The sequence below is a fragment of the Curtobacterium sp. UNCCL20 genome (assembly GCF_900101675.1).
GTDB lineage: Bacteria > Actinomycetota > Actinomycetes > Actinomycetales > Microbacteriaceae > Curtobacterium.
In genome coordinates this window covers 1,675,327-1,696,220 of the sequence record NZ_FNKG01000001.1, presented here as the reverse complement: position 1 = coordinate 1,696,220, position 20,894 = coordinate 1,675,327, and the positions used below count along the sequence as shown (strand labels likewise).

The window sequence follows — 20,894 nt, the reverse complement described above, 5'->3', positions numbered from 1 at the left end:
TCGCCACGGTCAGTCGCGCGTGAGCTTGCGGTACGTCGCGCGACCGGGCTTGGCCGCGTCGGCACCGAGCCGCTCGATCTTGTTCTCCTCGTAGGCCTCGAAGTTGCCCTCGAACCAGTACCAGTTCGGGGTGCCGTCCTCGTTGAGGCCTTCCCAGGCGAGGATGTGCGTCGCGATGCGGTCGAGGAACCACCGGTCGTGGGTGATCACCACGGCGCAACCGGGGTACTCGAGCAACGCGTTCTCGAGGCTGCCCAGCGTTTCGACGTCCAGGTCGTTCGTCGGCTCGTCGAGGAGCAGCAGGTTGCCGCCCTGCTTGAGCGTCAGTGCCAGGTTCAGGCGGTTGCGCTCACCACCGGAGAGGATGCCGGCCCGCTTCTGCTGGTCCGGGCCCTTGAAGCCGAACTGCGACACGTAGGCGCGGGACGGGATCTCGGTCTTGCCGACCTGGATGTAGTCGAGTCCGTCGGACACGACCTCCCACAGGTTCTTGTTCGGGTCGATACCGCCACGGCTCTGGTCGACGTACGAGATGTCGACCGTGTCGCCGATCTTCAGCGTGCCGCCGTCGAGCGGCTCGAGGCCGACGATCGTCTTGAACAGCGTCGTCTTGCCGACACCGTTCGGGCCGATGACCCCGACGATGCCGTTGCGGGGCAGCGTGAAGGACAGGTCGTCGATGATGACGCGCTCACCGAACTGCTTGTGCAGCTTGTCCGCGTCGATGACCTGCGAGCCGAGGCGCGGACCGACGGGGATCACGATCTCCTCGAAGTCGAGCTTCCGCGTGCGCTCAGCCTCGGTCACCATCTCCTCGTAGCGAGCGAGACGGGCCTTCGACTTCGCCTGACGGCCCTTGGTGTTGCTCCGGACCCAGTCGAGCTCTTCGGACAGGCGCTTCGCGAGCTTGGCGTCCTTCTTGCCCTGGACTTCGAGGCGGGCGCGCTTCTTCTCGAGGTAGGTCGAGTAGTTGCCCTCGTACGGGTAGAGACGCCCACGGTCGACCTCGGCGATCCACTGCGCCACGTGGTCGAGGAAGTACCGGTCGTGGGTCACGGCGAGGACAGCGCCGTGGTACTGCTGCAGGTGCTGCTCGAGCCAGAGCACGCTCTCGGCGTCGAGGTGGTTGGTGGGCTCGTCGAGGAGGAGCAGGTCGGGCTTCTGGAGCAGGAGCTTGCAGAGCGCGACGCGGCGCTTCTCACCGCCGGACAGGTGCGTGACGAGCTCGTCCCCCGGGGGGCACTGGAGCGCGGCCATGGCCTGCTCGAGCTGCGAGTCGAGGTCCCACGCGTCCGCCGCGTCGATCTCCTCCTGCAGGGTGCCCATCTCGGCGAGCAGTGCGTCGAAGTCGGCGTCGGGCTCGGCCATCAGCGCGGAGATCTCGTTGAAGCGCGTGATCTTCGCGTGGATCTCGCCGACGCCCTCTTGCACGTTCTCGAGCACGGTCTTCGACTCGTCGAGCTCGGGCTCCTGCATGAGGATGCCGACGGTGAACCCCGGTGTCAGCTTCGCCTCGCCGTTGGACGGCTGGTCGAGGCCCGCCATGATCTTCAGGATCGTCGACTTGCCCGCACCGTTCGGTCCGACGACGCCGATCTTGGCGCCGGGGAGGAACGACATCGTGACGTCGTCGAGGATCAGCTTGTCGCCGACCGCCTTGCGGGCGCGGACCATCTGGTAGATGTACTCAGCCATATCCCGACAAGTCTACTGAACGCACGCCGGAACCCGCACGGGGGCTGTTGTCTTCGCCCACTTCGACGTACCGTTGCCCCCGCTCACCCACCACGAGCCCGGTCGTCCGACCGCAGAGAGGATCTGGACATGCTCACGGAACGTCTTCGCCGATTCGCACTGCCGCTCGTCGGAGCCACCGCACTCGCGGTCGCCCTGGTCGCCCCCGCCACGTCCGCCTCCGCCGCGTCTCCGGTTCCGCACGGCAAGCCCTACGTGCAGTACACGGCGCACCTCATCGAGAGCGGCTCCGGATCGGGCTACTCGTCGTACATCAACGTGCACGACGCCCACAACAACGCCTTCGCCGTCGGGATCCAGTCGGACACGGGCTCCACGATCAGCAAGGGCAACCCGCGCTTCATCTGGGAGCGAGTGCAGAACGGGAAGTTCACGTACGGCTACATGGGCGGCGCGTCGCACAGCAAGACCTCGGTCGGGCTGCGCTGGTACAAGAACGACGTCGCCTCGGTGATCCTCAACAACCGCACGGTCGGCACCGTCGCGGTGAACCTGGACGGTCGACTCTTCTTCAACGCCGAGGCCAACGCCCGCCTGAACGGCGACGTCGTGCACTCGCAGGTCAACGACATCTCGATCGCCGTCGGCGACAAGGCCGGGCAGACCGGCCTCGCCGGTACCTGGAACACCGGGTTCTCGTTCCACGGGCTGAAGGCGAAGCAGACGAACGGCACGAAGGTGCAGGGCGCGAGCTTCTCGATCGACGGCCGTGTGTCCGGCCTGCCGCGCGGCGGCAACTGGGACACGACCGAGGTCGCGGGCATCGCGATGATCGCGCAGAACTGGCGCTAGCCCAGCAGATCGGCTCGACGGCGGTGCCGTGCGGCGGTCAGGCCGCCGCACGGTCCGCCTCGTCGTGCTCCTGCGCCGCCGGCGGCACCAGGTCGAACTCGTGCCCGTTGACGGCAGCAGTGTGCTGTGCGGCCTCTGCCGCGTCCGGCAGGTCCTCGCGCGCATCGGTCTCGGGTGCGGTGCTCTCGTGGTCCGGTCCCAACCCGGAGACCTCGCCGGTGTTGGGGTCGACGTGCGGCGCCAGACCGGCCGAGCTCCCTGGTGCGGCTGTCGCCTCGCTCGCGTGACGTGGGACCCGCACCCAGTTGCTGATGCCCCAGGCCAGGTCGTGACCGAGGCCCTCGGCGTCGATCTCGACGGAAGTGCCACCCCGGCCGTCGCGCTCCCACGTGCGGATCCGCACCCGGCCGGTCACGACGATCCGGTCCCCTTTCTTGAGCGACCGGTGCACGTTGGCAGCCAGGGAGCGGAACGCGGTGACGGTGAACCAGTTGGTCGCGCCGTTGGTCCAGGTCGAGGTGGCGCGGTCCCAGCGACGGGACGGCGAGGCGAGGCGCATGCTCGTGATGGCGATGCCGGTGTCGGTGACGAGGTGGCGCGGCTCGGTGGCGATGATCCCGCAGACGGTGATGGTGTCGTTCATGGGTCGAGCGTGACGGAGCCCCGGGGTGCGGAAGCACCCCGGGGCTCGATCTGTGACTCGTCGTCTCGATCAGGCGACCTGTGGAGGAAGAGTCCCCCGTGCCTCCAGGCCGACGACGGCGACCACGCGCAGCCGCACGACGGTCAGTGCGCGTGGAACTCGGGCCGATCGGCCAGCGGGCCGAGCGCGGCGTGGACCGCGCCCTTCGCGGACTCGAGCGACGGGTACGTCCCGCCGGAGCCGCTCCGGTTGTAGAGCTCGACCCGGTAGCCACCCTCGCCACGGTGGATGCTGCCCACCGCTCCGGCAGGGCCGACCGCGACCCAGGTCCCCGTGCTGCTCGTCGATGTGTTGTTCGTCATCGTTCCGACCACCTCCTCGTGGCCCCGACGCCCGAGTCTCAGGACGCCAGGATGTACTGACTGTAGGCCTTGCGGACCTTGTTCACCTTCGGCAGGGCGACCGCGAGGCAGTAGCCCTGTCCGGGGTTCTTCGCGAAGAAGTCCTGGTGGTACTCCTCGGCACGGTAGAAGGTTCCGAGGGGCTCGATCGTCGTGACGATACCGCCGTCCCAGATGTCCGAAGCACGCTCGATCGCGCGCTCGAACAACGCACGCTGCTCGTCGTCCGCGGGGAACATCGCGGAGCGGTACTGCGTGCCGACGTCGGCGCCCTGACGGTTGAGCTGGCGCGGGTCGTGCAGCGTGAAGAAGACGTCGAGGATGACGTCGGCCGGGATCACCGTCTCGTCGAAGGTGACCGCCACCGCCTCGGCGTGACCGGTCGTGCCGGTGCACACGAGCTCGTACGAGGGGTCGTCGACGCTGCCGCCGACGTATCCGGACACCACGTCCTGCACACCCTGGAGCGTGCGGTACACGGCGTCGAGACACCAGAAACATCCACCTGCGAGCACGAACGTGGTCATGGGTTCAACCTACCTTCCTGGGCTCGGTGCGAGCCGCGATCGGGGGACCACTCCTCCACAACGACGGTGCACGGTCGGGTGTTCCACCGTCTGACCCGGATCCCTCGGCGTGTCGGTGGTCGCCCGTACCGTCGACCACACACCGACGAGCAGGAGGCACACGATGCAGACGACGACCGAACCCGCACTGCGGATCCGCACCGTCCCCGTCGCCCGTGCACGCGGCGACCTGCGCATCCTCGACGTCCGCGACGACCTCAGCCGGGTGACCCGGGCGAACGGCGAGATCGTCGGCTACGTGGACCGGGTCGACGTCGCCGGCGGCACCGCGTACCGGGCACGGCGCTACGTCTCGACCGAGCGTCGGTTCGTCGAACTCCCGAGCGTCTGGTCCGCCGACGATGCGGTGGACTGCCTGCGCTGGGGCTGAGGACCCGCCGCGCCGCGCATCCGTCGCGCCGCGCGTCCGCCGCTGGCCGTCCGGCCTGGCGGAACGCCGTCCGACCTCCCCGATGGCTGACCGTTTCGTATGTAAGGTACGCGCATGGACTGGTGGAACGACCTGACCGACTGGATCTCGTCGAACGACGGCTGGCGCGTGATCTCCGGCGCGATCATCCCCTTCATCGCGATCGTCGTGGCGGGGGTCATCGCTGCCCTCATCGGCCGCGGTGCGACCAAGCGGGTCGTCGCGATGCAGGAGCGCGAAGCCCGGAACGCCGCAGTCGCGGGGATCGTCTCGGCCGCACGCAAGGCGGCCGCATGGGGATCCCTCGGACACGACGAGCGCGCCTACGCGAACCACCTGACCGAGGACGCCGACATCCGGCTCCGACTGCTGCCGGTCGCGGGCGCGCCGCTCGCCGCGAACTGGACGCAGCACGAGATCGCCGACATCAAGAAGAACTCGTCGACGTTCAGCTTCCAAGCCGATCAGTCCCTCGCCGAGTTCCGCGACCGGCTGCTCGAGTGGCAGGCACGTCCGGGTCGAGCCCGGAAGCTGTTCAAGAGCGACCTCGAGCGCTGGAAGTTCGACTCCCCGGACCCCGACGCCGAGCTGATCACACGGCAGCAGGACTGGAACGCCGACCAGACGGCCGCGCGTCCCGCAGACTCCGCCGCACCGACGACCCCCGCTGCACCCGCGGCAGCAGACCGACCCACGCCGACCACGACGTCGCTCCGTCCGACGCTGCGTCCTGGAGGCGCGCCCTCCCCCGCCACGTCGGCACCGTCCGGCACCACACCGGCACCGGCAGGAGCCGCCGCGGCGCAGACCGCCGGGGCCGGCTTCTCGGTCACCCGCGGTGCCGCCGCCCCGACGGACCCGAACGCGACCACGCCGATCTCGGACACGAACGCAGCCAACGCGACGACGCCCATCGCCGACGGCAACGCCACCCGCGCCTACGGTGACACCCCGACAGGAGCGGTGCGCCCGACGCTCGGCTCTCCGGTGTCCCCCGCCCGCTCCGCGTCGACCACGCCGATGACCTCTGCGAAGGAGCCGATGACCTCCGCGAAGGACACGGACGCCGACAACGCCGACGCCGTGGACGACACCCGCTCCCCCGGCTCGACCGCCGCGTCGCGCCCGACAGCCGGCAGCCCGGTCCCGCCGCGTGTCGCGACGCCGACCTCCGCCGACGCCCACGTGAACCGCACCCCGAACGGCGACGCATCGCAGGCCGAGGCGTCCAGCACGACGAGTACGACCTCGATCCCGACCCGGATCCAGGACGCTCCTGCTGAGCCGGCCGACGCGAACGAGACCTCGGAAGCGCCGTACACACAGCCGATCAGCGCGAGCGAACTCCGCCGTCGCGCCGCCGACGACGACGAGTGACGGGCGACCGACCGGCTGGGTGACCGCCCACGCGGTCCACGTCTGATCCGCAGCACGAAGGCCGCCGCCCCGAGGGGACGGCGGCCTTCGTCGTCGGTGCCCCCGGCAGGAATCGAACCCGCGGCACGGTGGGTAGAAACCACCTGCTCTATCCACTGAGCTACGGAGGCGGACGGCCACGATTCTATCCGCGGCCTCCACCGAGGTGCTGCACGAACCGATCGATCTCCCGCTGTGACCGGAGCCGCACGATGCGCAGGTGCGGTGCCTCGACGGCGAGTTCCGGGATCCTGCTTCGTGTGGTGTTCCGCGTGCTGATGCCCCAGCGGAGGATGTTGCCCGGGTCGGTGAAGAACGTCCAGAGCGGCGGTTCGACGTTCCCGTTCCACATCTCGATCCGGCGGAGTCGCCGGCGCAGGGTCCGGCGGAACAGCCGCCAGAACGCCACGGCGTTCGGCAGGTCGATCCAGACCACGGTGTCCGCACGTTCGGCAAGGAGTGCCCGCACGGGCGTGTACTGCCACTCCGTGATCCACGTCGGTGCGCTGGTGAACGCCTCGACGTCCGCGACGAACTGCTCGCGAGGCTGCCAGTCCGGGCCGTGGAACAGCGCGTCGATCTCGGTGTGCGGGAGGCCGAGGGCTCGTCCGATCCTCGCGGCCGTGGTGGTCTTCCCGACGCCGGAGGTACCCGCCACGAGGACGCGGCGCGGGGTCGGGTCCAGCGGGTCGTCGGCTCCGAGCATCCCTCGACCATAACGGGATCCGGACACAGCTCCGACGCCGGGCCGGTCCCGGAGTGTCATCCAGCGCTGAGGTCGTACACCGTGACCCCTCCGATCGTGGTCGCCGTGAAGTTCGCCGCCACCCAGGCCGAGATCTCGGACGCCGCGTCGCTGCCGCCGTTCGATCGCCCGATGCTGCCGCCGATGAAGTAGTGGATCGAGCCCGCGGCGACGTCGGCCTTGAACTCGGCCAGCGTCGGCGAGGGGTCCGATCCGTTGAAGCCACCGATGGGCATCACGGCCTCTCCCGTGGCGAGCTGGTAGGTCGCGGCGCTGTTCGAGCCGATCGTCGCTGCCACCCAGGTGTAGTCGTCGGCGTTCGCGGACAGGGCCTTCCGCAGCGCGGAGGACACCTCGGTGGACCCGCCGAGCAGGCTGCCCGCACCGCCGCCGAAGCCACCCCGCCCGCCGCCGGTCCCGTCGGAGCCGGTCCCGCCGGTGCCGGCGCCGCCGGTCCCACCAGGCCAGCCCGTCCCACCGGGCCCGGCGACCCCACCAGGAGCACCCGTCCCGCCGGCGCCACCCGTGCCTCCAGGCCTTCCGAACCCGCCCTGCCCGCCGCCGCCCGGACGGCCACCGAACCCGCCGCGCCCGCCGAAGCCCGCTCCCGCGACGCTGGGCCCTGCAGACGGCAGGGAACCCGTGTGCGCCGTCGTCACCGTGTCGATCGAGTACGCGGCCGGACCGAGCAGTCCCGTGATGACCGCGCCGACCACGATCACTCCCGCGAGGGGCCGTGCCCATCGCGACGGCACGCCCCGCGTGGCGCGACGGTCGTCCGTGCCGATCACCGGGACGTCCGTCCACCCGTCGACAGAAGCCGGAGCCAAGGCACCCGCACCGCCAGCGGCAGCATCCAAGGCACCCGCACCGCCACCAGCAGCATCCGCCGCACCCGCGCCCGCACCCGCACCCGCGCCCGCACCCGCACCGGCGATCGCCCCGGCAACACCAGCACCGGCAGCACCCGCCCGCACCGGCACCAGCAGCGCCAGCGCCGTGAGCACCCCGGCGACCAGCACGACCCACCGGATCCACGGCTGCCACGTCCCCGCGGCGGTCAGCAGGTGCCACTGCCACACCACCGTCACGAGCACGGCGAACGCGGCGACCCCTCGCCACCACCAGACCCCGCCCCGCCGCCACCAGACCACGTCGGCACCGGAACGCGTCTGGGTCCAGGTCCGGGGAAGGGCCCGGCCCCGGGCCCGGTCCCACAGGATCCCCGAGCCGATCCCCACCAGCCCGGCGATGTACGGCGCCAACGCGACCGTGTAGTACGCGTGGAAGATCCCGCCCATGAAGCTGAACACGAGCCCCGTCACGAGCAGCGCACCGCCCAGCGCGAGCACGGTGGCGAGCTGCGGCGAGGTCCGGCGCCGGAACCCGATCGCGACGAGCGAGGCGACGAGGAGCACCAGTGCGGTGGGCAGCAGCCAGGTGATCTGCCCCGCGAACTGGGACCCGAACAGCCGGAGGATCCCGGTGGCGCCCCAGGCGCCGCTCCCAGCCGCACCGCCGCCACCTCCGGTCACGCTGCCGGTCTCGTCCCCGGTGACCCGGCCGAGGCCGTTGTATCCGAAGGTCAGCTCGAGGAACGAGTTCGTCTGCGATCCGCCGACGTACGGGCGGTCCGAGGCGGGCACGAGCTCCACGATGGCGACCCACCACCCGGCCGAGACCACCACGGCGAGCGCCGCCCACAGCAGGTGCACCAGACGCTTCACGAACGGCAGTGACGAGCAGTACAGGTACACGCCGACGAGGACGGGCAGCAGCAGGAAGCCCTGCAGCTGCTTCGTGAGGAACGCGAACCCGACGGCGACGCCCGCCCACACGACGTACCGCAGTCGGCCGGTCTCGACCCCGCGGAGCACGAGCCAGAGCGACAGCACCATGAGCAGGGTGAGGAGCGCGTCCGGGTTGTTGAACCGGAACATCAGGGTCGCGACGGGCGTCGTCGCGAGGGCGGCCCCGGCGACGAGCGCCGAACCGGCCGAGAAGCGCCGCCGGACGATCGAGTACAGCAACGCGACGGCGAGCACGCCCATCAGCGCCTCGGGCACGAGGATCGCCCACGAGTTCAGCCCGAACAGGCGCACCGACAGACCCATCACCCACAGGAACGCGGGCGGCTTGTCGACGGTGATCGAGTTCCCGGCGTCCGAGGAGCCGTAGAAGAACGCCTCCCAGCTCTGGCTCCCGGCCTGCACCGCGGCCGAGTAGAACGCGTTCGCGTACCCGTTCACCCCGAGGTTCACGATGTACAGCACCCCGGTCGCGAGGAGCAGCCCGAGGAAGGCGGGGCGTTCCCAGCGCGGTCGCTGGACGGTGGGCGTGCGGGAGGTGGTGCGCATGGTCCCAGCGTCACCGGCCCGGCTTTCGGCTTCCGTTGGCAGCGCTGTGCAACGGCCGGGAGGCGCGGATCGCCTCCCGCGGTTCGGCACGCGTCTGTCTGGTGTTCGCCTCCGCGCCACCGGCGCTTCGTAGCGTCCGGAGCATGCGCTCCACCGGTTCCGTCGTCGCGGTCGTCCCAGCCCGTGCGGGTTCGAAGGGGATCCCGGGGAAGAACCTCCGCCCGGTCGCCGGGCGCTCGCTCGTCCGCCGTGCCGTCGAGGCAGCGCTCGCCTCCGCACGCATCGACACCGTCGTGGTCTCGACCGACGGGGACGCCATCGCGGCCGAGGCGGTGGCCGCCGGGGCCCGGGTGGTCCGGCGCCCCGCGGAACTCGCCGGCGACGAGGCCTCGTCGGAGTCGGCGCTGCTGCACGTCCTCGACGAACTCGCACGCTCGGGCGAGGAGCCCGACGTCGTCGTGTTCCTGCAGGCGACGTCCCCGTTCATCGACCCCGCCGATCTCGACGCCGCCGTCACGCGCGTGCGAGACGGCCACGCCGACGCGGTGTTCGCCGCCGCGCCCTCGCACGCGTTCCTCTGGCGGATCGCCGACGACGGCACCGCCAGCGCGGTGAACCACGACGCCGCGGTCCGACCCCGGCGGCAGGACCGCGAGCCGGAGTTCCGCGAGACCGGCGCCTTCTACGCGTTCCGCACGGACGGGTTCCGGCAGCACCGGCACCGGTTCCACGGTCGCGTCGAGCTCGTGGTCGTCGATCCCCGCGGCGCGGTGGACGTGGACGACCCCGCCGACCTCGCGCTCGCGTCCGCGTTGGCCCCGCAGCTCGACCAGCACCCCTCCCCGCGTGCGGCGACCCCGCCCCGCGCCACTGCACCGAACGGAGCACCATGAGCGTCACCATCGGCACGTCCACCATCGGAGCAGGTCACCCCGCCTACCTCATCGGCGAGATCGGCCTCAACCACAACGGCGACGTGGACATCGCGAAGCGGCTCATCGACGTGGCGGCCGACGCCGGGCTGCAGGCCGTGAAGTTCCAGAAGCGGACCCCGGCGATCTCGACGCCCGAGCACATGAAGTCGGTCCCGCGCAGCACGCCGTGGGGCGAGATGACCTACCTGGAGTACCGCTACCGCGTCGAGTTCGACCGCGACCAGTACATCGAGATCGGCGACCACGCGACCCTGCGCGGCCTCGACTGGTTCGCGTCGCCGTGGGACGAGCCGTCGGTGGACTTCCTCGAGGACCTCAACGTCATCGCCTACAAGATCGCCTCGGCGTCGGTGACCGACCTCGGGCTCCTCGCCGCGGTCGCCGCGACCGGGAAGCCCGTCATCCTGTCGACGGGCATGTCCACGCTCGAGCAGATCGACCGCGCCGTCGAGGCCCTCGGCACCGACCGCCTGGTGCTCCTGCACGCCACGTCCACCTACCCCCTCCCCGCCGAGGAGGCGAACCTCCGCATGATCGACACGCTCGCGACGCGGTACGCCGGGGTGCCCGTCGGCTACTCGGGACACGAGCCCGGCCTGCAGATCTCGATCGCGGCCGTCGCCCTCGGCGCCACCGCAGTGGAGCGGCACATCACCCTGGACCGCACCATGTGGGGCTCCGACCACGCGGCATCGCTCGAGCCGCACGGGCTGCAGACGCTGGCACGGGACATCCGCATCATCGAGTCCGCACTCGGTGACGGCGTGAAGCGGGTCATGCCCGGCGAGCTGGCCCCGCTCGCGAAGCTGCGCCGCGTCGGCGCGTGACCAGCGGCGCAGTGGACGCGGCCGCCGGTGGCGGCGAGGCGACGGGCGGACTGGAGGCGCGCCTCCAGTCCGGCGCATCACCACGCGTCCGACGCGTGGTCGGCCTGGTCGACACCGACTCGTTCGCGAAGTGGGGTGCCCACCTGCTGGCGACCGCGCCGGCGCACTGGCAGCTCGAGCTGCTCACGGTCGCGACGCCCCGCTCGGCGAGCCGGGCGCAGCTGCGGTCGGCGTTCCGGGGCCTGGACCCGCGGCTCGGCCACCTCGCCGCCGCACCGCCCGAACCGCTCGACGTCGATGCGATCGTCGAGCGGCTGCGGGAGGACCCGCCGGACGCTGTCCTCGTGTCGCTGATCGGGCCGGTGGCGGAGCTCGTCATCGACGAGGTGCACCGTCGGGTGCCGCGGCGGCCGGTCCTCGTGACGGGACTGCCGGGGATCTCGTTCCCGGCGAAGTGGAAGGGGATCTTCTTCCGGGCGCGCGCCGACCTGTTCGTGCTGCACAGCCACCGCGAGGTGCGGGCGTACGAGGAACTCGCGACGGCCGGGGGTGTCGCGCCGCACTTCGCCCTGGCGACGCTGCCGTTCGCGCGGCCAGACGCCGGGCGTGCCGCTGCCGCTGCTGGTCGACGTCCGCCCGTCCGTGACTCGGTCGTCTTCGCCGCGCAGCCGAGCGTCCCCGCGGACCGTGCCGACCGCGCACGAATCGTCGGCTGGCTCGCCGACACCGCACGGCGGCACCCGGAGTGGCGCGTCGTGATCAAGGTGCGGGCCGGCGCCGGAGAGCACCAGACGCACCGTGAGCAGGACCCCTACCCGGACCTCGTGCCGGCGGACGCCCCACCGAACCTCGTCGTCGAGAGCGGTCCGATGGCGGACCACCTCGACCGTGCCGTCGCCCTCGTCACGGTGAGCTCGACGGCCGTCCTCGAGGCCGCGGCCCGCGGCGTCCCCGCACTCACCCTGACCGACTTCGGCATCGGACGGCACCTCATCAACGAGGTCTTCGTCGACAGCGGGCTCGAGGGCGACGCGGTCGACCTGGTCGACGGACGCTTCGGGACGGTGCGACCGGAGTGGATGCACGACAACCACTTCCACCCGGAGTCCGAGAACGACTGGGCGGATCGGACCGAGACGCTCATGGCGCGGCGCGACGACGGGTCGCTCGTCGACCGACCGGCAGCGCGCCGGAGTCGTGGCGGCGTGCTCCGGCGGGCGTGGGAGCGGAAGAACGCACTCGGGCCGGACGACCGCAGTGCCCTCGGGCGGGTGGCCCTGGTGATCGGGGAGCCGGTGCGGGCCCTGAAGCGGCTCGGACGGCAGGTGCGCGGGCTCGTGCGGCCGACGGAGGCACCGGTGCTCCTGGCGCCGACGAGTCAGCGTGTCTCCGGTGCTGGGCTGTCAGAGCGCCTTCGCGACCGCGAGCAGGAGCTGGTCCCGGGTCGGGACGCCCGGTGAACGGAAGACCTCGGCGCCGTCGTCCCGCCGCACGATGATCGTGGGGGTCGACCGGATGCCGAGGTCCTCCGCCTGGTCGGGGTGGTTCGCCACGTCACGCTCCTGCACCTGCAGGCCCGGGACGAGTGCCGCCGCCTCGGCCGAGACCCGGCGGGCTGCGGCGCACGGCGCGCAGAACGCGGAGGTCCAGAGGTCGAGCTGCATGGTGTGGTGAACCCGGCGAGGGTGCGATCTACTCCCGATCGAACTCGCCGCTGCGGTCGCCGCGGTCCTGCAGGTCGTCGACGGGGTCGGACTCGCCGGGCACGTACTCGAACTCGGCGGAGGTCTGGTCGAGCACCTGGCGCGACTTCGTGATGCGGTACGTGAAGGCCGTCTGGAGGCCTTCGACGTCGGCGAACACCGTGACCTCGTCGTCCAGCGCGTCGCTCGTCGCCGTGCGGGTGTCGGTCGTGCCGTCGAAGGGACCGCCGTGGAAGATCGCGGTGTACTCGTCGCCTTCGTGGATGGTGATGTCGCTCATGTCTTCCCTTCTACCAGGCGCGCCTGTCCGCCGCTGTCGCTTGCATGATTCATAGCATCGCTATATAGTTCTGCTATGGAAACATCTCGTGAGCAGACGATCGAGACGCTCCTCGTCTCGGTGAACCGTCTGATCCGCACGGCCGCCCAGGCAGCGGGGAGCACCACGTCCTCCGCAGTCTGGCGAACCCTCGGCATCCTCGAGACGGACCAGCCGCTCCGGCTCGGCGAACTCGCCGCAGCCTCCCGGGTCGCGCAGCCCACGATGACCAGGCTCGTCGCCGGCATGCTCGCCGACGGCCTCATCTCGCGCACCGTCGACCCGGACGACTCCCGCGGGCAGCTGATCGAGATCACCGACGCCGGACACACCCGGCTCGTCGAGTGGCGAGCGACCCTCGCCACCACCGTCGGCCCGATGTTCGCCGACCTCGACGACGACGACTGGGAGACGCTGCGCCACGCGGCGGCCCTGATCGCCGAGCGTGCGAGCACCACCCCCACAGCCCTGAGCACCACCGCTTCGAGCACCACCGCCAGAACGGAGACCACCGCGTGAACGCCCACGCACCCGCCCAGTCGGGCAGCATCCTCAAGCAGTCGTCCGCGGTCTGGGCGATCGCCTTCGCCTGCGTCGTCGCCTTCATGGGCATCGGCCTGGTCGACCCGATCCTCCCCGCGATCGCCGCCTCCCTGAAGGCCACCCCGGCGCAGACCGAGCTGCTCTTCACGAGTTACCTCGCCGTCACCGGCGTCGCGATGTTCTTCACCAGCTGGGTCTCCAGCCGCATCGGGGCGAAGAACACCCTGCTCATCGGTCTCGCGCTCATCGTGCTCTTCTCGGTGCTCGCGGCGACGTCGAACAGCGTGTGGAGCATCATCGACTTCCGCGCCGGCTGGGGTCTCGGCAACGCGCTCTTCATCTCCACTGCGCTCGCCACCATCGTCGGTGCAGCCTCGGGCGGCACGGCGTCCGCGATCATCCTGTACGAGGCGGCGCTCGGACTCGGCATCGCCGTCGGCCCCCTCGTCGGCGGTCTGCTCGGTTCGGTGAGCTGGCGCGGCCCGTTCTTCGGCGTCACCACCCTGATGGCCATCGCGTTCATCGCCATCGTCACGCTCCTCAAGACGAAGAACCTCGAGAAGCCCACCCCGACGAAGCTCTCCGCCCCGTTCCGCGCCCTCGGACGCCCCGCCCTGGCCGCCCTCGCCGCGACCGCGCTGTTCTACAACATCGGCTTCTTCGTCCTGCTCGCCTACACGCCGTTCCCGCTCGGCTTCGGTGCGCTCGGCATCGGTTTCACGTTCTTCGGCTGGGGCGTCGGCCTGGCGATCACCTCGGTGTGGGTCGCACCGATGCTCACCGCTCGTCTCCGCCGGACGACCGTGCTGAAGATCGCGCTCCCGCTGCTCGCGCTCGACCTGTTCGCCGCGGCCGTGGTCGTGGACAGCCAGGCCGGCCTGATCGTCTGCGTGATCATCGGCGGCCTCGTGCTCGGCGTCCTCAACACCGTGCTCACGGAGTGCGTCATGGAGGCCACCGACCTCCCCCGCTCCGTCGCCTCGAGCGCCTACTCGGCCGTCCGCTTCATCGGTGGCGCCATCGCCCCGCCCGTCGCGACCCTGCTCGCCGACGCCTACTCCCCCTCGGCCGCCTACGTCTTCGCCGGGCTGTCCGTGGCCGTCGCGTTCGTCGTCGTCCTGTGCACCACCAAGGTCCTGCGCCGCGTCGACGACGGCGCGGAGCCCGAGCGCGTCGAGGCCGAGGCCATCTCCGCCGGCGAGATGTCCTAGCCCTCACCTCCGCGCGCTGCGCCGCGAGCGGGCGGAATGCCCGGGTCCGTCACACGACGACCCCGGCATTCCGCCCGCTCGCGCGTTCGCGCGCCCTGTGCCGAGCCCGCCCCACGCCGAGCGGGCCAAAGCGCGGGGTCCCGCAACCCGCGCACGCGGGCAATTCGCCCGCTCGCGCGTTCGCGGACCGCGCCGAGGTCGTCCGACGCCGAGCGGGCCAAAGCGCGGGGTCCCGCAACCCGCGCACCCAAGGAATCCGCCCGCTCGCGCGGTCGCGTACGCGCCGAGGTCGCCCCACGCCGAGCGGGCCAAAGCGCGGGGTCCCGCAACCCGCGCACCCAAGGAATCCGCCCGCTCGCGCGTCCGCGGAGCGCTCGGCTCTCGGGGGCCACGGCGAGCGGGCGGAAGGGCGGGGTGCGTCCGCAGGACGACCCCGCCCTTCCGCCCGCTCGCGAAAGCGGGTCGCGGCCGGGCCGGACGGGGTGCGGCAGGCGGGGTGGACGTGACGGCCTGGAGGCGCGGCGCCGGCCCGGCGGGGCGGGTCGCGCCTCCAGGCCGTCACCTCCGGCACCCCGCGTCGGCGGCGACCCAACCGCAGAATAGGATCGACGTCATGGCAACTGCGAACGACCGCCTCGTCTGGATCGACTGCGAGATGACGGGCCTCGACCTCGAGGTCGACGAACTCGTCGAGGTGGCCGTGGTCATCACCGACTTCGACCTCGTGCCCGTGCACCCCGGCTTCGACATCGTCATCAAGCCGGACCAGTCCGCGCTCGACAACATGAACGAGTTCGTGACCAACATGCACGTGACCTCGGGGCTGCTCGAGGAGATCCCGAACGGCGTGAGCCTGGCGGACGCCGAGTACCAGGTGCTGGAGTACATCCTCCAGCACGTGCCGGCCGAGGGCTCCGCACCGCTCGCGGGGAACACCATCGGCACGGACCGGTCGTTCCTCGCGAAGTACATGCCGCGGGTCGACGGGCACCTGCACTACCGCAGCGTCGACGTGTCGAGCATCAAGGAGCTCTGCCGTCGTTGGTTCCCGCGCGTGTACTTCAACGCTCCGGAGAAGCACGGCGGACACCGGGCCCTCGCGGACATCCTCGAGTCGATCCGCGAGCTCGAGTACTACCGCCGCGCCGGCTTCGTCGCCGAGCCCGGGCCGAGCACCGACGACGTGCGCGCCGTCCAGGCCGAGGTCGTCGAGAAGTGGGCGCCGCGGCTCGCACAGCCCGCAGCCGAGTAGCGACACACCTGGTCCGACCGGGCCGCGGCATGTACTACTATTGAGTGGTCGCGCCGGTCAGCCGGTTCGAACATGGTGGATATAGCTCAGTTGGTAGAGCGCCTGGTTGTGGTCTAGGAGGTCGCGGGTTCGAGACCCGTTATTCACCCCAGTCGAGGGAGAGTCCTGTTGCGTGTGACGCAACCGGGGCTCTCCCTCAGTGTTTGTCTGGGCACCTCAGGCGCCGTGCGGCTTCGCCGCGGTTGGTCAGCCGCGAGTGGTCAGCGCAGTGTGGGACGATCCCCACGTGATGGAGATGTCCGCCGACGCGTTCGAGCAGCTCGTGACCGACGAACTCGACCTGCTCCCCGATGAGATGGTCGACGGGCTCGACAACGTGGTGTTCGTTGTCGAGGACGAACCGGAGAATGGCGAAGAGCTCTTCGGCGTGTACGACGGCATCGCGGCGACCGAGCGCGGGCAGTACGGGTTCGGCGAGCTCCCGGACCGGATCGTGGTGTTCCGGAAGCAGCACCTCGCGGAGTGCGACACACTCGAGGAACTCAAGGACGAGGTGCACACGACGCTCGTCCACGAGATCGGACACTTCTACGGCATCGACGACGAGCGGCTGCACGAGCTCGGCTGGGCGTAGCGGCGCAGCGGCGCAGCGGCGCAGCAGCCAGCGGCGAGCGAACGCACGCGCAAGCGACCGCCCACCACCCCTCAGAACCGCGTCGGCCCCACCTCGTGGTACTTCTCCCACGCGTCCACCGGCCCCCGCCCGTGCAGCACGTACTCCCCCACGAGCCGCTCCTTGTACACGGCCGGGTTGTGCGACGCGACGACCCGGGCGTTCCGCCAGTGCCGGTCGAGCGCTCGACCACGATCCGCGGCGGACGCGCCACCGACCTCGAACAGCTCGGACGCCGCGCGCAGCACCCGCGGCCCGATCTCGACCTGCGCCTGGTACACGGCGTTCTCGGCTGCGTCGAGCAGGCCGTGGTCGACACCGGCACCGGGTTCGTTCGTGGCGACGACCTCGTCGAGCGAGCCGGCAGCGGCGGCGATGAGCGACCGTGCGGTGAACGCCCCGGCCGACAGCCGTCCGATGACGGCCAGCACCTGCGGGTCGTCGCCCGGACGGGCGGCGTTGGCGTGGATGTACGTGCGGGTCCGCGGCCGGACGAACGCGACGGCGTCGTCGACGACGGCTTGCCCGATCCCCGCGAGCACCGCCAGCAGGTACAGCTGGTAGAAGGCCTGGATGTGCGAGAGCGGCGCGTCCCGGTAGGCGGAGACCACGCCGGGGTCGACGGCCACACCGTCGAAGACCGTCGTCCCGGAGGCGGTCAGCCGCTGCCCGAACCCGTCCCAGTCGTCGACGCCGGTCACGCCCGGCGCGTCGGCGGGGACGGCGAACGTCACCCGTTCCCCGGAGCGGTCGGCCGCCAGGTAGATCCAGTCGGCGTAGAGCGTGCCGGTCGAGTAGTACTTGGTCCCGTCGAGCCGGAGGGCGTCCGCGTCGTCCGGCCCGGCGGCCGTCACCGTCGTCGAGATGTCGGCGAGCGTCGTCCCGGTGCGCTCGGAGGTCGCGTTCCCGATGATCGCTCCGCCGACGATCCGGTCGAGCCATTCGTCGCGCGACGCCGAGTCGGGTCGGAGGAGCACGAGCTCGGTGTAGCCGAAGTGCCCGCGCCAGAGGTGTGCGATGTTCGAGTCGGCCGCCGCCAGGTCCGCCACGAGGTGCACGAGTTCGACGAGGGTCACGCCGAACCCTCCGCGGTCCACGGGGACGCGCAGCCGTCCGAACCCGGCGTCGGCGAGGGCGCGGACCTCGGCGTGCGGCAGGGGTCGGTCGCCGGGTGTCCCCGATGCGAGCTCCCGTTCGACGGCGCCGTCGCGGATGCGATCGAGGACGGGTGCGAAGCGTGCGCGCAGGTCCGCCAGGCGGGTGGTCGGTGCGGCGGCCTGGAGGCGCGGCTCGGCCCCGGCGTCGGTCCTCTGGTCGGTCATGCGGTCACCTCCACGGCGTCGCGCGCGCCGGTCGCGCCGGCTCCGTCCGCGCCGCCCGCTCCGGTCACCCCGCCGGCTCCGCTCGCCCCGCCGGCGAAGGCGCCCCGCCACCGCCGGGCGGGGTGGGAGTCCGGCAGCTGCGGGTGGCCGAAGAGCTTCTCGCGGAGGGTGCCCTCCCGGTACTCGGACTGCATGAGGCCGCGCGCCTGCAGGGTCGGCGCGATGTGGTCGACGAACTCCTCGTACGAGCCGGGGAGCGTCCAGTTGATGACGTTCACACCGTCGACGCCGATCCGCTGCCAGTCGGCGAGCTCGTCGGCGATCTGCTCGGGCGTCCCGACGACCCGGGCGCGGAGCTTGGCGGACAGCCGGGCCAGGTCGGCGATGGTCGGTTCGCGGTCACCGGCCGCCTCGCGGAGCCACTGCAGGTGCGACTGCCCGGCGTGCGTGCGGACCTCGGAGAGCGGCGTCTCCGGGTCGAGGGGTTCGCCGGTGTCCGGGTCGAACCCGAGGTTCGAGTGCACGAGGAAGCCGTCCGCGGCGAGGTACTCGTCGATCTCGGCCTCCTTCGCCTTCGCCTCCGACTCGGTCGACCCGGTGATGAACGTCAGTCCGAGGAAGAAGGCGATGTCGTCCCGCTGACGCCCGGCGGCCTCGGCGAGGTCCCGGGTCTCGCGGATGAGCTGCTCGGTGGCGTCCCGGTTGGACGTGAGGATGAACTGCGCCTCGGCGTTCCGCGCGGCGAAGGCACGGCCCGCCGGCGACGACCCGGCCTGGAACAGCACCGGTGTCCGCTGCGGTGACGGCGCTGACAGGTGCGGCCCCTGCACGTCGTAGCGCTTCCCGTGGTGGTCGATCCGGTGCACCTTGTCGGGGTCGGCGTAGCCGCGGACGGGGTCCTTCAGCACCGCGCCGTCCTCCCACGACCCCTCCCAGAGCTTCGCGCAGACCTCGAGGTACTCCTCCGCCCAGACGTACCGTTCGTCGTGTTCCTCGAGCCGGTCCTGGCCGAAGTTCCGGGCGGCGCTGTCGAGGGCGCTCGTGACGACGTTCCAGCCGATGCGGCCCCGGGTGATGTGGTCGAGCGTCGAGACCTTGCGGGCGAAGTCGAACGGGTGCGACTGGATGACGCTCGACGTGAACGCGAGGCCGAGGTGCTCCGTCGAGACCGCCAGCGCGGAGAGCAGCACGGAGGGGTCGTTCGAGGGGATCTGCAGCCCCTCGCGGAGGTTCGTCGAGTAGTCGCCCCGCGCCGGCCCGTACGTACCGACGACGTCCGCGAAGAACACCGCGTCGAACTTCCCGCGCTCGAGCGTCTTCGCCAGATCGGTCCAGAGCGTGACGTCGTCGAAGTCCGCCTGCCGGGCCTCCGGGTGTCGCCACAGCCCGTGCTGGATGTGCGACGTCGTGTTCATGACGAAGGCCGCGAAGCGCAGCGGACGGTTCGGTGCATCGGTCATGCAGACCATGTTCGTCGCGCTGCCGTCACGGGAGGCCCCGACGTGACCTCCCGTTACGCGGGGTGTTCCCCACGGCCCTGGACCCGACCATGCTCCTGAGGCATGCCGACGCCGACCACCGCAGCCGCGCCTCCCGTCCGTCCCACCGCACCGTCGACCACCGCGACCCGACGTCGTGTCGCCTTGGCGTCCTTCGTCGGGACGACCGTCGAGTACTACGACTTCTACCTGTACGCGACGGCGTCGGCCCTCGTCTTCGCACCCACCTTCTTCCCGTCCGTGACGCCGGCCGTCGGCGTCATCGCGTCGTTCGCGACGTACGGCGTCGGCTTCGTCGCCAGGCCGCTCGGCGGCGTGATCGCCGGCCACCTCGGCGACCGGATCGGGCGGAAGAAGCTGCTCGTCGCGTCGCTCGTGCTGATGGGGATCGCGTCGACGCTCATCGGGGCCATCCCGTCGGCGGCGACCATCGGGGTCGGTGCCGTCGTGGCGCTCGTGTTCCTGCGGCTGCTGCAGGGCGTCGCCGCTGGCGCCGAGTGGGGCGGGTCCGCGCTGCTGTCCGTCGAGCACGCACCGGAGCGGCACCGCGGGTTGTTCGGGGCGTTCACGCAGATGGGTTCGGCGGGCGGGATGCTCCTCGCCACCGGCGTGTTCACGCTGGTGCGGTCGGTGCTCGGCAACGAGGTGTTCCTGGCCTGGGGCTGGCGGCTGCCGTTCCTGTTCTCCGCCGTGATCGTCGCCGTCGGGCTCGTCATCCGGCTCGGTGTGCAGGATGCGCCCGTGTTCCAGGAGCTGCGCGACTCCGGACGCGTCGAGCGGTTCCCGGTGTGGGAGGCGATCCGGCGCAGCCCGCGGTCGATCCTCGTCACCGCGGGGCTGCGGCTCGTGCAACCGGCGCTGTACTCGATCCTGACGACGTACTCGCTGACCTACCTCGGCGCCGTCCGCGGACCCGAGGGAGCGGAGGCGGGGCTGCAGGCGGTCCTCGTCATCTCGGCGGTGTCGCTCGTCTCGACGCCCTTCTGGGGGTGGCTGTCCGACCGGGTCGGTCGACGGGTGCTCACCATCTGGTCGGCCGCGGGGATCGCGGTGCTCATCTGGCCGTTCTTCGCGTTCCTCGATGCCGGGCCGCTCGTGCTGCTGCCGCTCGTCGCGCTGATCGGGATGTGCGTCTTCCACGACAGCATCTACGGGCCGCAGGCCGCCTGGTTCGCCGAGCAGTTCCCGACCGGGCGGCGGTACTCGGGGATGTCGCTCGGGTACCAGATCGGGTCGATCTTCTCGGTGGGGCTGACGCCGCTGTTGGCGGCCGTGTTCGTCGAGGTGGGCGGGGGCTCGCCGTGGATCCTGTGCGCGTACCTCGGGGTGTACGCGGTGCTGAGCATCGTGGCGGCGGTGTTCGCGGTGGATCCGCGGGCGGAGGCGCGGCGGGCGCGGTCGCGCGTGCGCGGTCGCGCGGCGCGGTCGCGCGTGTGAGCCGAGACTCGCGCTGAGCGACAGTTCTTGCGGCCAGACGCCCGAGAACTGTCGCTCAGCGCGAAACG

At 71.3% G+C, this 20,894-nt stretch carries 21 protein-coding genes and 2 tRNA genes; 12 read left to right on the top strand and 11 right to left on the bottom strand.

The genetic code is table 11. From position 1 onward, the window contains the following. Positions 1-9 precede the first annotated feature (9 nt). Positions 10-1,695, bottom strand: coding sequence for an energy-dependent translational throttle protein EttA (gene ettA / locus BLT36_RS08245; RefSeq protein ID WP_092093851.1), 1,686 nt, complete (start codon positions 1,693-1,695; stop codon positions 10-12). A gap of 129 nt (positions 1,696-1,824) precedes the next feature. On the opposite strand from ettA, the gene BLT36_RS08240 reads away from it, so the two are divergent. Then, entirely contained in the window at positions 1,825-2,547 is a 723-nt protein-coding gene (locus BLT36_RS08240; RefSeq protein WP_092093849.1) for a hypothetical protein, read from the top strand. 37 nt (positions 2,548-2,584) lie between these two features. Here the strand turns inward: BLT36_RS08240 and BLT36_RS08235 are convergent, their stop codons facing one another. The 3 genes from BLT36_RS08235 to msrA form a co-directional block, all read right to left on the bottom strand. Further along, the gene (locus BLT36_RS08235) at positions 2,585-3,190 is read right to left on the bottom strand and encodes a single-stranded DNA-binding protein (RefSeq protein ID WP_092093846.1); all 606 of its coding nucleotides are present in this window, start codon (positions 3,188-3,190) and stop codon (positions 2,585-2,587) included. 143 nt (positions 3,191-3,333) lie between these two features. Continuing rightward, positions 3,334-3,552 carry a hypothetical protein gene (locus BLT36_RS08230; protein WP_092094503.1) on the bottom strand — a complete coding sequence of 73 codons (219 nt, stop codon included), beginning with the start codon at positions 3,550-3,552 and terminating at the stop codon, positions 3,334-3,336. A gap of 38 nt (positions 3,553-3,590) precedes the next feature. After that, complete coding sequence (gene msrA / locus BLT36_RS08225) at positions 3,591-4,118, bottom strand: peptide-methionine (S)-S-oxide reductase MsrA (RefSeq protein ID WP_092093844.1); 528 nt, start codon at positions 4,116-4,118, stop codon at positions 3,591-3,593. A 163-nt stretch (positions 4,119-4,281) separates the two neighbouring features. On the opposite strand from msrA, the gene BLT36_RS08220 reads away from it, so the two are divergent. Then, the gene (locus tag BLT36_RS08220; RefSeq protein WP_092093841.1) at positions 4,282-4,548 is read left to right on the top strand and encodes a hypothetical protein; all 267 of its coding nucleotides are present in this window, start codon (positions 4,282-4,284) and stop codon (positions 4,546-4,548) included. 114 nt (positions 4,549-4,662) lie between these two features. Further along, positions 4,663-5,964 carry a hypothetical protein gene (locus tag BLT36_RS08215; RefSeq protein WP_092093838.1) on the top strand — a complete coding sequence of 434 codons (1,302 nt, stop codon included), beginning with the start codon at positions 4,663-4,665 and terminating at the stop codon, positions 5,962-5,964. A gap of 97 nt (positions 5,965-6,061) precedes the next feature. On the opposite strand, the gene BLT36_RS08210 is transcribed toward BLT36_RS08215, so the two are convergent. The 3 genes from BLT36_RS08210 to BLT36_RS08200 all read right to left on the bottom strand — a co-directional run bounded on the left by BLT36_RS08210 (position 6,062) and on the right by BLT36_RS08200 (position 9,105). Beyond that, a tRNA-Arg gene (locus BLT36_RS08210) sits at positions 6,062-6,134 on the bottom strand. A 14-nt stretch (positions 6,135-6,148) separates the two neighbouring features. After that, positions 6,149-6,709 (bottom strand): P-loop NTPase family protein, encoded by a 561-nt coding sequence (locus BLT36_RS08205; RefSeq protein ID WP_092093836.1) that lies wholly within the window; start codon positions 6,707-6,709, stop codon positions 6,149-6,151. Positions 6,710-6,765: 56 nt separating this feature from the next. Further along, the gene (locus BLT36_RS08200; RefSeq protein WP_092093833.1) at positions 6,766-9,105 is read right to left on the bottom strand and encodes an ArnT family glycosyltransferase; all 2,340 of its coding nucleotides are present in this window, start codon (positions 9,103-9,105) and stop codon (positions 6,766-6,768) included. 143 nt (positions 9,106-9,248) lie between these two features. Between BLT36_RS08200 and BLT36_RS08195 the strand changes: the two genes are divergently transcribed. From BLT36_RS08195 to BLT36_RS08185, 3 genes are read left to right on the top strand one after another with little or no spacing between them, the layout of a single operon-like run. Further along, the gene (locus BLT36_RS08195; protein ID WP_092093831.1) at positions 9,249-9,998 is read left to right on the top strand and encodes an acylneuraminate cytidylyltransferase family protein; all 750 of its coding nucleotides are present in this window, start codon (positions 9,249-9,251) and stop codon (positions 9,996-9,998) included. Beyond that, positions 9,995-10,867, top strand: a complete 873-nt coding sequence (locus BLT36_RS08190) for an N-acetylneuraminate synthase family protein (protein WP_092093828.1) — start codon at positions 9,995-9,997, stop codon at positions 10,865-10,867. The genes BLT36_RS08195 and BLT36_RS08190 overlap by 4 nt, the downstream gene beginning before the upstream one ends. Continuing rightward, a complete protein-coding gene (locus BLT36_RS08185) occupies positions 10,864-12,327 on the top strand; it encodes a DUF6716 putative glycosyltransferase (protein ID WP_139166404.1) in 1,464 nt (487 codons plus the stop codon). The genes BLT36_RS08190 and BLT36_RS08185 overlap by 4 nt, the downstream gene beginning before the upstream one ends. Here the strand turns inward: BLT36_RS08185 and BLT36_RS08180 are convergent. Then, positions 12,271-12,531 (bottom strand): thioredoxin family protein, encoded by a 261-nt coding sequence (locus tag BLT36_RS08180; RefSeq protein ID WP_092093823.1) that lies wholly within the window; start codon positions 12,529-12,531, stop codon positions 12,271-12,273. The two genes, BLT36_RS08185 and BLT36_RS08180, sit on opposite strands and share 57 nt — an antisense overlap. Positions 12,532-12,559: 28 nt before the next feature. Continuing rightward, on the bottom strand, positions 12,560-12,850 hold the full coding sequence (locus BLT36_RS08175; RefSeq protein ID WP_092093820.1) for a hypothetical protein: 291 nt from the start codon (positions 12,848-12,850) through the stop codon (positions 12,560-12,562). A gap of 75 nt (positions 12,851-12,925) precedes the next feature. Between BLT36_RS08175 and BLT36_RS08170 the strand changes: the two genes are divergently transcribed. From BLT36_RS08170 to BLT36_RS08150, 5 genes are all read left to right on the top strand, one after another. Further along, positions 12,926-13,408 carry a MarR family winged helix-turn-helix transcriptional regulator gene (locus tag BLT36_RS08170; protein WP_092093816.1) on the top strand — a complete coding sequence of 161 codons (483 nt, stop codon included), beginning with the start codon at positions 12,926-12,928 and terminating at the stop codon, positions 13,406-13,408. Next, positions 13,405-14,643 (top strand): MFS transporter, encoded by a 1,239-nt coding sequence (locus BLT36_RS08165; protein ID WP_092093814.1) that lies wholly within the window; start codon positions 13,405-13,407, stop codon positions 14,641-14,643. The genes BLT36_RS08170 and BLT36_RS08165 overlap by 4 nt, the downstream gene beginning before the upstream one ends. A gap of 613 nt (positions 14,644-15,256) precedes the next feature. Then, positions 15,257-15,895 (top strand): oligoribonuclease, encoded by a 639-nt coding sequence (orn, locus tag BLT36_RS08160; RefSeq protein WP_092093811.1) that lies wholly within the window; start codon positions 15,257-15,259, stop codon positions 15,893-15,895. A 75-nt stretch (positions 15,896-15,970) separates the two neighbouring features. Next, a tRNA-His gene (locus BLT36_RS08155) sits at positions 15,971-16,046 on the top strand. Positions 16,047-16,184: 138 nt separating this feature from the next. Further along, the gene (locus BLT36_RS08150) at positions 16,185-16,529 is read left to right on the top strand and encodes a metallopeptidase family protein (protein WP_070416619.1); all 345 of its coding nucleotides are present in this window, start codon (positions 16,185-16,187) and stop codon (positions 16,527-16,529) included. Positions 16,530-16,600: 71 nt separating this feature from the next. Here BLT36_RS08150 and BLT36_RS08145 read toward each other — a convergent pair whose 3' ends face one another. Together BLT36_RS08145 and BLT36_RS08140 are read right to left on the bottom strand one after the other, a co-directional pair. Further along, positions 16,601-17,890, bottom strand: a complete 1,290-nt coding sequence (locus BLT36_RS08145; RefSeq protein ID WP_254787445.1) for an acyl-CoA dehydrogenase family protein — start codon at positions 17,888-17,890, stop codon at positions 16,601-16,603. Further along, the gene (locus BLT36_RS08140; protein ID WP_092093808.1) at positions 17,887-19,350 is read right to left on the bottom strand and encodes an LLM class flavin-dependent oxidoreductase; all 1,464 of its coding nucleotides are present in this window, start codon (positions 19,348-19,350) and stop codon (positions 17,887-17,889) included. The genes BLT36_RS08145 and BLT36_RS08140 overlap by 4 nt, the downstream gene beginning before the upstream one ends. A gap of 102 nt (positions 19,351-19,452) precedes the next feature. On the opposite strand from BLT36_RS08140, the gene BLT36_RS08135 reads away from it, so the two are divergent. Continuing rightward, positions 19,453-20,826 (top strand): MFS transporter, encoded by a 1,374-nt coding sequence (locus BLT36_RS08135; protein ID WP_092093806.1) that lies wholly within the window; start codon positions 19,453-19,455, stop codon positions 20,824-20,826. Positions 20,827-20,894 lie beyond the last annotated feature (68 nt).

Coding starts and splice junctions, on each gene's coding strand:
- msrA (WP_092093844.1), bottom strand. CDS start 4,118: ATGACCACGTTCGTGCTCGCAGGTGGATGTTTCTGGTGTCTCGACGCC.
- BLT36_RS08140 (WP_092093808.1), bottom strand. CDS start 19,350: ATGACCGATGCACCGAACCGTCCGCTGCGCTTCGCGGCCTTCGTCATG.
- BLT36_RS08215 (WP_092093838.1), top strand. CDS start 4,663: ATGGACTGGTGGAACGACCTGACCGACTGGATCTCGTCGAACGACGGC.
- ettA (WP_092093851.1), bottom strand. CDS start 1,695: ATGGCTGAGTACATCTACCAGATGGTCCGCGCCCGCAAGGCGGTCGGC.
- BLT36_RS08170 (WP_092093816.1), top strand. CDS start 12,926: ATGGAAACATCTCGTGAGCAGACGATCGAGACGCTCCTCGTCTCGGTG.
- BLT36_RS08135 (WP_092093806.1), top strand. CDS start 19,453: ATGCCGACGCCGACCACCGCAGCCGCGCCTCCCGTCCGTCCCACCGCA.
- BLT36_RS08180 (WP_092093823.1), bottom strand. CDS start 12,531: ATGCAGCTCGACCTCTGGACCTCCGCGTTCTGCGCGCCGTGCGCCGCA.
- BLT36_RS08220 (WP_092093841.1), top strand. CDS start 4,282: ATGCAGACGACGACCGAACCCGCACTGCGGATCCGCACCGTCCCCGTC.
- BLT36_RS08240 (WP_092093849.1), top strand. CDS start 1,825: ATGCTCACGGAACGTCTTCGCCGATTCGCACTGCCGCTCGTCGGAGCC.
- BLT36_RS08205 (WP_092093836.1), bottom strand. CDS start 6,709: ATGCTCGGAGCCGACGACCCGCTGGACCCGACCCCGCGCCGCGTCCTC.
- BLT36_RS08150 (WP_070416619.1), top strand. CDS start 16,185: ATGGAGATGTCCGCCGACGCGTTCGAGCAGCTCGTGACCGACGAACTC.
- BLT36_RS08200 (WP_092093833.1), bottom strand. CDS start 9,105: ATGCGCACCACCTCCCGCACGCCCACCGTCCAGCGACCGCGCTGGGAA.
- BLT36_RS08175 (WP_092093820.1), bottom strand. CDS start 12,850: ATGAGCGACATCACCATCCACGAAGGCGACGAGTACACCGCGATCTTC.
- BLT36_RS08235 (WP_092093846.1), bottom strand. CDS start 3,190: ATGAACGACACCATCACCGTCTGCGGGATCATCGCCACCGAGCCGCGC.
- BLT36_RS08190 (WP_092093828.1), top strand. CDS start 9,995: ATGAGCGTCACCATCGGCACGTCCACCATCGGAGCAGGTCACCCCGCC.
- BLT36_RS08145 (WP_254787445.1), bottom strand. CDS start 17,890: ATGACCGACCAGAGGACCGACGCCGGGGCCGAGCCGCGCCTCCAGGCC.
- orn (WP_092093811.1), top strand. CDS start 15,257: ATGGCAACTGCGAACGACCGCCTCGTCTGGATCGACTGCGAGATGACG.
- BLT36_RS08230 (WP_092094503.1), bottom strand. CDS start 3,552: ATGACGAACAACACATCGACGAGCAGCACGGGGACCTGGGTCGCGGTC.
- BLT36_RS08195 (WP_092093831.1), top strand. CDS start 9,249: ATGCGCTCCACCGGTTCCGTCGTCGCGGTCGTCCCAGCCCGTGCGGGT.